At 54.8% G+C, this 13,777-nt stretch carries 11 protein-coding genes; 5 read left to right on the forward strand and 6 right to left on the reverse strand.

Features of this window, described 5'->3' with window-relative positions; translation table 11 throughout:
- Window positions 1-43: 43 nt before the first annotated feature.
- Window positions 44-1,225, forward strand: coding sequence for a potassium channel family protein (locus CFT65_RS17545; RefSeq protein WP_088829349.1), 1,182 nt, complete (start codon window positions 44-46; stop codon window positions 1,223-1,225).
- A gap of 27 nt (window positions 1,226-1,252) precedes the next feature.
- Here the strand turns inward: CFT65_RS17545 and CFT65_RS17550 are convergent, their stop codons facing one another.
- From CFT65_RS17550 to typA, 6 genes are all read right to left on the reverse strand, one after another.
- Window positions 1,253-2,116 (reverse strand): CYTH domain-containing protein, encoded by an 864-nt coding sequence (locus tag CFT65_RS17550; protein ID WP_088829350.1) that lies wholly within the window; start codon window positions 2,114-2,116, stop codon window positions 1,253-1,255.
- A gap of 93 nt (window positions 2,117-2,209) precedes the next feature.
- Window positions 2,210-3,220, reverse strand: coding sequence for a porin (locus tag CFT65_RS17555; RefSeq protein ID WP_088829351.1), 1,011 nt, complete (start codon window positions 3,218-3,220; stop codon window positions 2,210-2,212).
- A 148-nt stretch (window positions 3,221-3,368) separates the two neighbouring features.
- Entirely contained in the window at window positions 3,369-4,385 is a 1,017-nt protein-coding gene (locus CFT65_RS17560) for a porin (protein WP_088829352.1), read from the reverse strand.
- Between the two features lie 487 nt (window positions 4,386-4,872).
- Window positions 4,873-5,331: a D-aminoacyl-tRNA deacylase gene (gene dtd, locus CFT65_RS17565; RefSeq protein WP_088829353.1), complete on the reverse strand. Its 459-nt coding sequence runs from the start codon at window positions 5,329-5,331 to the stop codon at window positions 4,873-4,875.
- A 92-nt stretch (window positions 5,332-5,423) separates the two neighbouring features.
- Window positions 5,424-6,386, reverse strand: a complete 963-nt coding sequence (gene pip, locus CFT65_RS17570) for a prolyl aminopeptidase (RefSeq protein WP_088829354.1) — start codon at window positions 6,384-6,386, stop codon at window positions 5,424-5,426.
- 112 nt (window positions 6,387-6,498) lie between these two features.
- Window positions 6,499-8,310, reverse strand: coding sequence for a translational GTPase TypA (gene typA / locus CFT65_RS17575; protein ID WP_088829355.1), 1,812 nt, complete (start codon window positions 8,308-8,310; stop codon window positions 6,499-6,501).
- Window positions 8,311-8,870: 560 nt separating this feature from the next.
- Here typA and glnA point away from each other — a divergent pair.
- From glnA to ntrC, 4 genes are all read left to right on the forward strand, one after another.
- Window positions 8,871-10,274: a glutamate--ammonia ligase gene (gene glnA, locus CFT65_RS17580; protein WP_088829356.1), complete on the forward strand. Its 1,404-nt coding sequence runs from the start codon at window positions 8,871-8,873 to the stop codon at window positions 10,272-10,274.
- Between the two features lie 174 nt (window positions 10,275-10,448).
- Window positions 10,449-10,973 carry a DUF4124 domain-containing protein gene (locus tag CFT65_RS17585; RefSeq protein ID WP_088829357.1) on the forward strand — a complete coding sequence of 175 codons (525 nt, stop codon included), beginning with the start codon at window positions 10,449-10,451 and terminating at the stop codon, window positions 10,971-10,973.
- 254 nt (window positions 10,974-11,227) lie between these two features.
- Complete coding sequence (gene glnL, locus CFT65_RS17590; protein ID WP_088829607.1) at window positions 11,228-12,322, forward strand: nitrogen regulation protein NR(II); 1,095 nt, start codon at window positions 11,228-11,230, stop codon at window positions 12,320-12,322.
- Window positions 12,319-13,746 (forward strand): nitrogen regulation protein NR(I), encoded by a 1,428-nt coding sequence (gene ntrC / locus CFT65_RS17595; RefSeq protein WP_088829358.1) that lies wholly within the window; start codon window positions 12,319-12,321, stop codon window positions 13,744-13,746. The genes glnL and ntrC overlap by 4 nt, the downstream gene beginning before the upstream one ends.
- Window positions 13,747-13,777 lie beyond the last annotated feature (31 nt).

Below are 13,777 nucleotides of genomic sequence, written 5' to 3' on the forward strand. Positions count from 1 at the left end.
TGTATAACGAACTTCCCCGCAACTGAACAGGCCACCGACACGGATGCAACGAAACCGCCGCCCACTGAATCCGGAGCATCAGGAAACCCACCTGCCCATGGGTGGACTGATTCGGAGCCGGATGAAGCGCCTGTTCGCGATACTGGGCGCGCTGCTGTCGGTCCAGGTTCTGATCATCTGGGCGGCTGAGGACCTCTCACTATTTGAAGCCGCCTGGCTGACCATGACCACGCTGGTGACCGTTGGCTACGGCGATTATGCGCCCCAGACCATGATCGGGCGGTTCAGCACCATTGTGCTGATGTTTATCACTTCAATTACCTTGCTGACCCTGATCGTCAGCGACTATATCGAATACCGGTTCTACCGCCGGGAACGCATTTTGTCAGGAAGGTGGATCTATAAAATGAATGACCACATCATCATCATTAACACCCCCCAACATGGCGGCGATCAGTATTTCATGAGATTCGCCTCCCAGATTCGGGCGATTCCGGGCTACGAGACCATTCCTATCATGATCCTGACTCGTCAGTTTCCGATGGGACTGCCCACCGAACTCTCCGACATCGGAGTGGTGCACTACCACGGTGCAGGCTTTGATCCTGAAGCGCTGAAAGCGGTTCACGCCGGCAGTGCGAGGCATATCATCGTGCTCGCGGCCGACGAAGCCGACCCCTATTCCGATAGCCTGACCTTCGACATTGCCCATCGATTGACGGAACTGAATCTCGGAAACCACACCATCGTCGAATGCGTCAACGACCAGAACCGGGGACGATTCAAAGCACTCGGTGTTCGAACCATCATTCGCCCGGTTCGAACGTATCCCGAAATTATGGTCCGCTCCGTTGTAGCGCCCGGCTCCGAGAAGGTCCTGGAAGATCTGTTCAATTACGAACATGACCACCCCCACCGGTACGACCTGAAACTGGACGACTTGAATTGGGCGGATATTGTCAGCGCTCTGGTACGACATGGCATAGGGACGGCGCTCGCCTACATTGACGACGACAATGAAGTCATCTGCCACCCGCCGACCAACGAGGAAATTGAAGGTAAAGGTCTGATTGTCCTGGTTAAATCCGCCGAAACGCCGGAGGTTTCTGTGGTGGAGGAAGCGCTGGAACGATACAGGGCTTTCCTGAAGCAGTGGCGCGCTCATTCCGCAGCCCGGGAAACCGGCGAAGCCGAGGAGCCGGCAAAGAACAACTCAACCAGCTAGAGACCGCCTGGCTTTGCAACCCAATCGTTAGTGCTCGGTAGTGGCCAGCCGCAATTGGAGAACGCCGAGCTCCGTCGCGCCTGCGGCGAGCTGACGGACAGAGCCCACCTCTGCCAGCTGTCCAATCACATGCTCCCAGATCGCGTCGCACCCTGCGGCACCGGCTGCCTCCGCTACAAGCGACAAATCATACCGGTCTACAGGAAACGGCCTGTCCAGCAGCCAGCAGGTTCCCAATGCCTTGAGAAAGGCTGTGACTGTCAGCGGATCATTTCCACTCGGCAGCTCAGGGCGATAAAGACCAGCAAGAAAATAGCCCTGCTCGGCCTTGCTCACAAGATTCAGGAAAACCGGCACCTCCCGGGCCAGCTCGAGTGCCCACGCCACCAGCCTTGAGCCGTCACCTTTCTTTAACTCAAACTCCACTTCGTGCAGGGGCCAGCTTGCCTCATTACCGGCAACAGTGCCGGAATCGACGGCCACCTCTATCAAAGTCTCGCCATCTTCCAGCCACAGTTCCTGCCGCTGAAAGTTGGTCTCGAACACCACTTGAAGACTGCTTAGGTCCAGCTCAGATTTTAGCGGAGTTGCTTTCAGTAACGATAAATCCAGCTCCGGACCGGCAACCGGCCACTCCCACTCTTCGCGCCGGTGAGCGCCATCAACGAATTCACCCCGGGTTTTCAGGGTCTGGATGTAATCATTGCCGGCTTTGCGGACCCTCAGGGCAGCTCTGGCCTGATTCAGATCGGCATCGGGCGTGTCAAAATAGCGATTGACCAGGGGTTTGGTCTTGCCGGGTTGCACTTCAGGGCGAGCTGATAACCATTCCACTGCTCGCGACTGTGCATCGTCCGAAACACTGAGTTTGATTTCCAGTTCGGTAGCCATTTCAACGGACCTATTTTTCGGGATTCATAAACGCAAAAACCGGCGACCCAGAGGTCGCCGGTTTTCATACTACCGGATTAACCAGTTTGCTGATCAGAAGTAGTAAACAGCACCGACGGATGCGATGGACTGCTTATCACCAGACGCACCTTCCAGCGGGTATTCACCGGCATCGTCTGAACCAGACAGGTAACCTTCGAAATAAACATACATGTGGTCAGAGAGGTTGTGAAGCGCCTGCAGGATGATGGTGTCGTTCTGGTCACCAGCTGCAGTATCGTCCTCACGGAGCTGGTACGACAGCGCGAACTGGTTGGCGCCCATGGTGTATACACCCATCAAACCGATTACATCAGCAACGTCCTTACGGGTCTCGTAAGAGGCCGTCAGGCGCAGATTGTCAAGGTTGTAGCTACCACGAAGACCGTAGGAGTTTTCGTTGTTAATGCCATCGGGACGACCGCCGTCATTGGAGTCAACTGCGAAAGCCAGTTCCAGGGCATCCAATTCGTACATTGCGGCAAGCTGCCACGGGTAGGATTTCTTGGAAACCTGAGCATCACCGTCGCCGTTTACCTGAACCGCGGCTCCGATGGTCACACCACCAAAGCTCGGGGTCATGTACTGAACCATGTCACCTTCGCCAGTGTCGTAGTTGAAGCCAATGTCAGATCCCACTTCGTGGAACTGAGCAACTTCGTCTACCGCGCGCTCATAGATGGAATCATCTGAACCGACCCATACCTGACCAAAGCTATCACCCTTAACACCGATGTAGGCTTCGTCCAGGCCGTTGATGCCCATGCTGCCTGCTTTGTCGTCAGCGTTGATGTCTTCCAGTTCAAGCTTGAAGAAACCGGTAATGCCCGGTGCAATTTCGTGATCGTGCTTGATGCCCAGAGTAGAGCCGTTGTCGGCGTGCTCTAAGGTTGAACCGGCGCCATCAACGTTGGTGTGCTTCAGCACGTACTGGATGTTGCCGTATACAGACGGCATTGAATCCATTTTTGCGGCCAGCTCAGCAGCAGACATTTCGGCTTGGGCCATGGCTGCGCCAGAGAACGTACCGGCTGCAACAGCAAATGCAATGAGCGTTTTATTCATAACTCTTAATCCTTTGTTTCGTTATTACGTTATATTAAATCTTCACAAATCTATTATCTTCACCGGGACTTATTTTTTCCAATGAAAAAGCCGGCGGTCCTAAAATCGCCAGCTTTTCAAGCTACAACCAGATTAGCCCATTGGCTTATCAGAAGTAGTAAACGGCACCGAGAGCTGCGACAGAGGCTTCGCTCTCATCGGCGACGCCATAAGCGTTGTCGTCACCACCACCCAGGTAGCCTTCAAAGTAGACGTACATGTGGTTGGAAACGTTGTGCAACGCCTGCAGAGTAATGGTGTTGTTGTCGACACCATTGTTATCAGCACTGAACGCTTCGTAAGACAGTGCAAACTGATTTGCACCCATCACGTAAACGCCCTGAACGCCGTAAACGTCGCCTACATCTTTACGAGTCTGGTATTCACCAGTGAAGCTCAGGTCACCGGCGCTGAAGGTACCACGAACACCATAGGTGTTTTCGTTGTTGCCGACAGGATCCAGGCCGTTGCTGGAGTAACCGGTAGAGCCATCATTGGAGTCCATGGCCACAGCCAGCTCCAGGTTATCCAGAGCATAAATCGCCGCCAGCTGATACGGATAGGACTTACCGCCAGTGGTGCCGTCGCCATTAACCTGAACAGCAGCGCCAAGAGTCAGGCCGCCAAAAGACGGAGTCATGTACTGAATCATGTCGCCTTCACCGGTGGTGTAACTACCACCGATGCTCAGGTCAGCAGCCTCGTAGAAGTTAGCGATGGTGTCAATCGCAGACTCGTAGGTAGAGTCGTCTGAGCCGATCCAGACTTGGCCGAAGCTGTCACCTTTCACACCGATGTAGGCCTCATCCAGAGCATCGATACCGGAACTTGCGGCTTTGTCGTCCGCGTCAATGCCTTCGAGCTCGAGCTTGAAGAAACCAGTGATACCCGGTGCGATTTCGTGGTCGTGCTTAATTCCCAAAGTTGAGCCGTTGTCACGGTGATCGACGCCGTTGTCTCCACCTTTCACATCGTCGTAGATGAGTGCGTACTGGATGTTACCGTAAACTGACGGCATGGAATCCATCTTGGCGGCCAGTTCGGATGCGGACATCTCAGACTGCGCGAAAGCACTACCAGAGAAAGTAGCGGCTGCAATAGCAGATGCGATGAGCGTTTTTTTCATGTTGCGTCTTCCTTTTGAGTTAACTCAGGTTTTAGCGACGGGCTCTTATCCCGATTTTGTAAGGCTTCACCAGTCAGGCTGGATGAGGCCGATTCTGCGTTACCCCTATGTCAGTTTTATGACAAAGAAGTAACTTTTCTTCTTTTTCGAATAAATCCGACAGATTTCAGATCTATACAGCTCAATCACTTATCGAGCTTTCTTAAAGCTTTGGATGATGAAACTGTTTTAATACAATCATTCTCATTTTGCAAATTAACTGCGCCGCATTCTTAGCTCTTTTGGCACCAGTAACGCAATTATTTATGCACTTTAGCGCTCGTGAGATGCGTTACAGTTGCACTTCAAATCCGAGGCCAGATTTTCATTTAGTCTTTATTAACAGAAAGTTAAACCCCAAAAACCGCTTGCCAGCAAGGTCCCACATGAGATTTTCGCACCATTGCAGAACAGCATAACGACCTGCGCACAATACTAGTGCAACTACCTATCCGCGCCTTTGTCCAATCTCAAGCATGAAGGTAACAGGCCCGTCGTTCGTTAAGCCAACCTTCATATCTGCGCCAAACCTGCCTTCACCCACCTTGTCTGAACCCAAACGGGATCTCACATCTTCCACAAATGATTCGTATAGCATGTTGGCAACATCCGGATCCGCAGCAAGGGAAAAACCAGGCCTGGCTCCAGAAGAGGTATCGGCCGCCAAGGTAAACTGTGGAACAACAAGAAGGGAACCACCGATATCCAGCAGACTGCGGTTCATCCGCCCTGCATCATCGGGAAACACACGGTAAGTGAGGATTTTTCGGCATAGTTCCCTTGCCTCGCACTCGCCATCTCCTTTTTCGACACCCAGCAACAGCAAAAGACCTGTGTCGATCGAGGCTATCTGCTCACCGTCCACGGTAACACTGGCTTGCGAAACTCGCTGGATCAATCCTTTCATCAACTGCCTTAAGGATGATTGAACAAGCAAAAATCAAGATCGGGCAAGAGTGTATCCATGGCGATTACCGGCCGCAACCCTGAAAGCGGAATTCAGCCTGCACTTTTTTCAGTTTTCGCAACAACGGACTCAACACCGCGAATAAGGGCATCGACAATGGCTGGCTCGGAAGCGGAGTGACCCGCATCGCGAATGATCTGGAATTCCGCTTCCGGCCAGGCCTTGCTTAGCGCCAGGGCATTATCCAACGGACAGACCATGTCGTATCGTCCGTGAATAATTATCCCGGGGATGTCCGCCAGGCGGCCTGCATCGCGAATGATCTGGTCAGGTTCAAGAAAGCCAGAGTTCATGAAATAGTGGCACTCGATGCGGGCCAGGGCGATGGCAACATGAGGATGGCCAAAGTGCTCAACCACCCTGGGGTTTGGTTGCAGCGTCGCACACCTGCCCTCCCAGACGGACCAGGCTTTGGCCGCCTGGATCTGTTCCAGCTCGTTGGAACTCGTCAGTTTGCGATAATAGGCCGCCACCATGTTATCCCGCTCAGTTTCCGGAATCTGCGCCTCGAAGTCAGACCAGTAATCCGGGAACACCCGGCTCGCTCCCTCCTGATAAAACCAGTGAATATCCCGGGGCCGACAGAGAAAAACACCCCGAAGAACCAAGCCGGAGACTCTCTCAGGATGAGCCTGGGCATAAACCAGACTCAGAGTCGACCCCCAACTGCCACCAAACAGAAGCCACTTCTCGATACCAAGGAAGGAACGTACCACTTCCATATCTTCAACCAGCTTGCCCGTGCTGTTGCCCTCAAGCTCTGCCAGCGGAGTAGACCGTCCGGCGCCGCGCTGATCCATAAGGATAATCCGGAATCTTTCAGCATCGAAGAAGCGACGGTGATAATCCTCACACCCGCCCCCCGGACCACCATGAACTACAAGCACCGGTATCCCGCCAGGATTCCCGCTTTCCTCAACGTAAAGCTCGTGAGGCGGATCAACGACAATACGGTGCTGGGCGTTCGGTTTGATTTCCGGGTACAGGGTGAGCATGAAGCGCTCCGCGTAGAGGATTTAACCGGAGTTTAGCTCAGCCCATAAAAAAAAGGCCAGATGAAACGTTCATCCAGCCCTTGCATCCCCAAACTCAATAAGAGCCGGACGATTATTTCTTATTGGCGCGCTTGCGCTCGTTTTCAGTCAGGAGCTTCTTGCGCAGCCGGATGGACTTCGGGGTCACTTCTACCAGCTCGTCGTCATCAATAAACTCCAGCGCCTGCTCAAGGGTGAATTTGATCGGCGGCACGAGACCAATGACTTCATCCTTGCCAGATGCACGCATGTTGTCGAGCTTTTTGGCCTTGGTGGGGTTGACCACCAGGTCATTGTCACGGCTATGGATGCCACACAACTGCCCTTCATAGATTTCCTGCCCCGGATCCAGGAACAGCTTGCCACGGCTCTGCAGCGTTTCCAGAGAGTAGGTAAAAGCGGTACCCGTAGCCATGGACACGATGACACCGTTCTGGCGACTGGTTACATCGCCAACTTTGATCGGGCCGTAGTGGCTGAAAGTCGAAGTCAGGATGCCAGTGCCTGAAGTCATGGTCAGGAAGGTATTCCGGAAACCAATCAGGCCCCGGGCTGGAATTGTATAGTCCAAGCGCATCCGGCCCTTGCCATCCGGAACCATGTTGGTCAGGTCGCCCTTGCGCAGCCCCATTTGCTCCATGACGGCGCCTTGATGCTGCTCCTCGATATCAACAATGACGTTCTCGTATGGTTCCTGCTTCACGCCGTCAACTTCGCGGATAACAACTTCCGGACGGCCAACCGCCAGCTCAAAGTTCTCGCGACGCATATTTTCAATCAGTACAGACAGATGTAACTCGCCACGACCGGATACCTTGAACTTGTCCGCGGAGTCGCCCTCTTCAACGCGCAACGCAACGTTGTGCAGCAGCTCCTTTTCCAGGCGTTCCTTGATGTTCCGGCTGGTAACGTACTTGCCTTCCTTGCCGGCAAAGGGCGAATCGTTGACCTGAAAGGTCATGGAAACGGTCGGCTCATCCACCGTCAGCGCCGGCAGCGCCTCAACGTTCGCCTGATCACAAAGCGTGTCGGAAATGAGCAGCTCGTCCATGCCACTGACACAGACAATATCGCCAGCCTGAGCTTCGTCGACTTCAACACGCTGAAGACCGGAGTGCCCCATAATCTTGAGGATACGACCGTTACGCTTCTTGCCGTTGGCGCCAATGGCTGTGACCGGCGAATTGGTCTTGACCTTGCCGCGCATGATGCGGCCGATGCCGATAACACCGAGAAAGCTGTTGTAGTCCAGCTGGGAGATCTGCATCTGGAACGGGCCGTCCGGATCAACATTCGGAGCGGGTACGTGATCAACAATCGCCTGGAACACGGCATCCATGTTGTCATCCAGGTTTTCGTGATCCATTCCGGCAATGCCATTCAGAGCACTAGCAAACACGATCGGGAAGTCCAACTGATCATCGGTGGCACCGAGGTTGTCGAACAGGTCGAATACCTGATCCACCACCCAATCAGGGCGCGCACCCGGGCGGTCGATCTTGTTTACCACTACAATCGGGCGAAGACCCGCGGCAAACGCTTTCTGGGTAACGAAACGGGTCTGGGGCATGGGGCCATCGATAGAGTCGACTACCAGCAGCACACAATCCACCATGCTCATGACCCGCTCAACCTCACCGCCAAAATCAGCGTGGCCCGGGGTATCGACTATGTTGATGTCGTAGCCATTCCATTTCAGGGCGGTGTTTTTTGCCAGAATGGTAATGCCCCGCTCTTTTTCCTGATCATTGGAATCCATGACCCGCTCGCTATCGAGCTCTTTGCGCTCCAAAGTGCCTGACTGGCGCAAAAGCTGGTCGACAAGCGTGGTTTTACCATGGTCAACGTGGGCGATAATGGCGATATTACGAAGTTTTTCAATCACAAAAATATTCCTGCGGCATGCACTCAATGACCTGAGAAGGTCGTTCGCAGGGGGAATCCCAGCACATGCCGTCTCAAATCCGTAAAATGAACTCATTCACCGGAGCTGGCTGCCCGGCACCCTGCATGGTGCTTTCCGATCTGTGATCAAGAAATAACAGGGTAAAAAATGAAGCGGCGCGCAGTATAGCGAAAAGTCTGTGTCGTTAATATGAAGAAAAACGCCTATTCTATATTCGAAGAGAATGCACCTGATCGGGGCAAGAATCCAATAAACGCACCAACAAGGTGCACCATTTGAGTGCAGCTTTTCACCACAGAGCGAGCATTTTCCTTCTAATGTGCCCCAAACCCTTGCAGTTGCGCCGTTCTGGAGCATGCCCTAAAAATTGGCAAGCGCCTTGCTTTATCGAATTCAGCCGAAATTTACAGGTAAGACGCAACAGCATTTGCTAAGCTGCGCAAACCTGAGAAACAGATCGGAACCCGTTACCACGGGCGATCCGGCGCCACGAACATGAATACAGCCGCCTGTGCGGTTTAACTTACGGAGCATGCACAATGTCCAAGACAGTTGATTTGATCAAAGAACACGAAGTCAAATGGGTTGACCTGCGCTTCACTGACAGCCGCGGTAAAGAGCAGCACGTAACACTGCCTGCCACAGAAGTAGATGAAGACTTTTTCGCAGACGGCAAAATGTTTGACGGCTCTTCCATCGCGGGCTGGAAAGGCATCAACGAATCCGACATGATCCTGATGCCGGACGACGAGACTTCTGTACTCGATCCATTCACCGAAGAAACCACCGTGAACATCACCTGCAACATCGTAGAGCCTTCTACCATGCAGGGTTACGAGCGTGATCCGCGCTCTGTTGCCCGTCGTGCAGAAGAATATCTCAAGTCTACTGGCATCGCCGACGGCGCCCTGTTTGGCCCGGAGCCGGAGTTCTTCGTCTTTGACTCCGTAAAGTGGAACGTAGACATGCAGGGCGCGATGTACCACATCCACTCTGAGGAAGCCGCCTGGGTTTCCGGCGAAGACTTCGATCGCAACAACATTGGCCATCGCCCGGGCGTGAAGGGCGGTTACTTCCCGGTTCCGCCGGTTGACAGCCTGCACGACCTGCGTGGTGCCATGTGTGCCGCCATGGAATCCATGGGCCTGGACATCGAAGTACACCACCACGAAGTCGGCACTGCCGGCCAGTGTGAAATCGGCGTTGGCGCCAACACCCTGGCACGCAAGGCTGACGAAGTTCAGATTCTGAAGTACTGCGTTCACAATGTGGCGCACGCCTACGGCAAGACAGCGACCTTTATGCCGAAGCCCGTAGTCGGTGACAACGGTTCCGGTATGCACGTTCATATGTCCCTGAGCAAAGACGGCAAGAACCTGTTTGCCGGTGACAGCTACGCAGGCCTGAGCGAAGCGGCGCTGTACTATATCGGTGGTGTTATCAAGCACGCCAAGGCCATCAACGCCTTCACCAACAGCTCCACCAACTCCTACAAGCGTCTGGTTCCGGGCTTCGAAGCGCCGGTAATGCTGGCCTACTCGGCCCGTAACCGCTCCGCTTCCATCCGGATTCCGTATGTAAACAGCCCGAAGGCGCGTCGCATCGAAGTGCGCTTCCCGGATGCATCAGCCAACCCGTATCTCGCGTTTGCGGCACTGATGATGGCTGGCCTCGACGGCATCCAGAACAAGATCCACCCTGGCGATGCCATGGACAAGGATCTGTACGACCTGCCCAAGGAAGAGGCACTCAGCATTCCGACCGTCGCTGAAACGCTCTCTGAAGCACTGGACTGCCTGGAAGCGGACCATGAGTTCCTTACCCGTGGCGGCGTCTTTACTGAAGACATGATCGCAGGCTACGTAGAGTTGAAGCGTGGCGAAGTAGAAAAACTGAACATGACCACACATCCGGTCGAGTTCGATCTGTACTACTCCTGCTAAAACCTCTCTCTAGAGGAGAAGCAGACAAGCCCCGCCAATGTGCGGGGCTTTTTTTGTGAGCGATAGCACAGTGCCTGCAGCCCTTAACGATATGTAACCAACATCCGGGCGACAGGCGTTGAAAACACCCCGGGCCCCGCCGATAATCGAGGAAACCCAATAACAGGTGAGCTTATGAATCCAAAGTCTGGATTGTGTGCCGGCCTTCTGTTTTTTCTGGTAACTCCGGTCTGTGCCGAGGTGTACCGCAATGTCGATTCCTACGGCAACGTGACCTACTCTGACGAGCCCAGCGAAGGCTCTGAAGCGGTGGAGGTCAAGCCGGTAACCACAATCACCCTGCCCAAGCCAGAGGTGGTACAGGAAACCGACAAGCTCCGGGAAGAAGTTCAGCGGGAAGGCGCTGCCTACGAAAGCGTTTCTTTCGCCTATCCGGATAACAACCAGGCGTTCCACAGTGGCAGCGGCGATGTTCAGTTCGAAGTACGCAGCACCCCTGGCCTGCAGCCCGGCCACAAATACGAGGTGACCCTGGACGGCCAACCCGTCGGTCAGAGCTCCTCTGGCTCAATCACCGTCAACAACGTGTTCCGTGGAACCCACGAAGCCCGGGCACATATCGTGGATGAAAACGGGGTTCAGGTAAAAACCGGCTCACCGGTTACCTTCACCGTTCACCGCCCTTCCGCTCTCAATTAGCCGGACCCACCAGATAGTTCGCACTATTTTAGTGCGCCTGCACCAGAAAAAAGCCATACTCTGATCAGCAACGGGGCGCGTTTTCCCGACTGATCAGAGGCCTTCTTTGCTTTTGCACCAGCTTACGGCACTTTTCAGCGCCAATACCCACTTCTGCCCGCACTTTGCCCACTTGTTTACCAAACTGGCTCAAAGTGGTTCGTTTTTTGCAAAACTCCGGAGGTCAAACGATGTCGAACCAACGGGATTCACGCATGGCAATGCCTCCGGCCCAGCAAAACGAATACAAGAGCATTCTCGACAGCCTGACTACGGCTGTCCTGGTACTCGAAGATAGCCTGACTATCCGGTATCTCAACCCGGCCGCCGAAAGCCTGTTTGAAACCAGCATTACCCGGAGTCAGGGCCAACCTTTCCGGGACATTCTGGTCGAATCCGAAGACGCCCTGAAAACCCTCTATGCCGCTGTCAGGAACGGTCAATCCTACACTCGCAGGGAGGCCGAGTTTCTGCTGACCAGTGGCTCCCGACTTACGGTTGATTATTCCGTAACACCCATCAGTCTGGAACCGACGGAACTACTGATCGAAATCCAGCCCAGAGACAGGCTGATGCGGATCAGCCGAGAGGAAGACATCATCTCCCAGCAGGAGACCACCCGCATTCTGGTTCGGGGCATGGCTCATGAGATAAAGAATCCGCTTGGGGGCATCCGGGGCGCGGCGCAGCTTCTCGACCGGGAACTCAATAGCGAAGACCAGCGGGAATACACTCGGGTCATCATTGACGAGGCAGACCGCCTCCGAAGCCTTGTTGACCGGATGCTGGGTCCGAACAAGGCGCTGAAGCTGGCCCCGACCAACATCCATGAAATTCTGGAGCGAGTGGGCACCCTGCTTGAGGCGGAAAGCAAAGGACGCCTGAATTTTGAACGGGATTACGACCCCAGTATTCCAGAGTTCAAGGGTGACAAAGAGCAACTGATACAGGCGTTCCTGAATATTGCCCGGAACGCTATGGAGGCGGCCTTCGAAAACCAGGGCGGTCACAGTTCCGAGGAGCCTCCGACCATTACCTTCCGCACCCGCACCCTGCGTCAGTTCACCATTGGCAACCGACGCCACAAGCTGGTGTGCCGGGTCGACGTTATCGACAATGGCCCCGGCATTCCGCCGGAGCTGGTGCAGAACATTTTTTATCCGATGATCAGTGGCCGTGCCAGTGGCACCGGTCTGGGCCTTTCCATTACCCAGAGCATCATCGGCCAACACCGCGGACTGGTTGAATGCGAAAGCGAGCCAGGCCGAACCGACTTCATCATCTTCCTGCCTCTGGAGGACACCCCATGAGCCAACCGGCGAACGTCTGGATCATAGACGACGACCGCAGTATTCGCTGGGTGCTGGAGCGCGCCCTTAACCAGGCCGGTATGCAGCCCCGAGTTTTTGAAAGTGGTGAGAGCATCATGATGCGGCTGGAACACGAACAGCCGGATGCTATCGTGAGCGATATCCGGATGCCGGGCATCGACGGCATCACCCTGCTTTCCCAGATCGTGGACGTTCACCCGGACGTGCCCGTCATCATCATGACCGCGCACTCGGATCTGGAAAGCGCTGTGACCAGTTACCAGACCGGTGCGTTCGAATACCTCCCGAAACCGTTCGATGTGGATGATGCTGTGGCGCTGGTCAAACGCGCTGTGGCCCATAGCCACGAGAAACGGGCCAGTGGTGAGCCCCAAGCCGAAATGGCCCAACGCAACGCCGAAATCATCGGTGAAGCACCGGCCATGCAGGAAGTTTTCCGAGCCATTGGCCGGCTTTCCCACTCCAACATTACCGTTCTGATTAACGGCGAAAGCGGCACAGGCAAGGAACTGGTAGCCCAGGCACTGCACAACCACAGCCCCAGGGCCAACCACCCGTTCATTGCCCTGAACATGGCCGCCATTCCGAAAGACCTGATTGAATCCGAACTGTTTGGCCACGAAAAAGGCGCCTTTACCGGTGCCGGCGCCGCCCGCCAGGGCCGGTTCGAGCAGGCCAACGGCGGCACCCTGTTTCTGGATGAAATCGGCGACATGCCCGCCGATACCCAGACCCGACTGTTGCGGGTTCTGGCTGATGGCGAATTCTACCGCGTGGGTGGCACAACGCCCATCAAGGTAGACGTGCGCATCATCGCCGCCACTCACCAAGATCTGGAAAAGCTGGTACAGGCCGGCACCTTCCGGGAAGATCTTTTCCACCGCCTCAACGTTATTCGGGTGCATCTACCCAAACTGGCCGAGCGCCGGGAAGACATCCCGAGACTGATGCAGCACTTCCTGAAGCGCGCTGCGAAGGAACTGGCGGTTGAACCCAAGATCCTGCGCGAAGAGGCCGAAGAATACCTCACCACCCTGCCCTGGCCCGGCAACGTCCGCCAGCTGGAGAACACCTGCCGATGGCTGACCGTGATGGCCAGCGGTCGCGAGATCCACATTGACGACCTGCCCCCCGAGTTGCTGCACCAGGCAGAGACACCCACCACGGGAACAACCTGGCAGGAAGGCCTGAAAAACTGGGCCGAACAGGAACTCAAGCGGGGCAAGAAAGGCATTCTCGATACGGCTGTACCAGAGTTCGAGAAAATCATGATTGAAACAGCCCTGAAGCACACCGGTGGCAGACGCCGTGATGCGTCAATACTGCTGGGTTGGGGCCGGAACACGCTGACCCGGAAGATCAACGAACTGGGAATGGATCATCCGGAACACGAAGACGATTGACGATTGGCGAACCGCCGGGGTTCGTTGATGT

It is taken from the genome of Marinobacter sp. es.048, assembly GCF_900188435.1.
GTDB lineage: Bacteria > Pseudomonadota > Gammaproteobacteria > Pseudomonadales > Oleiphilaceae > Marinobacter.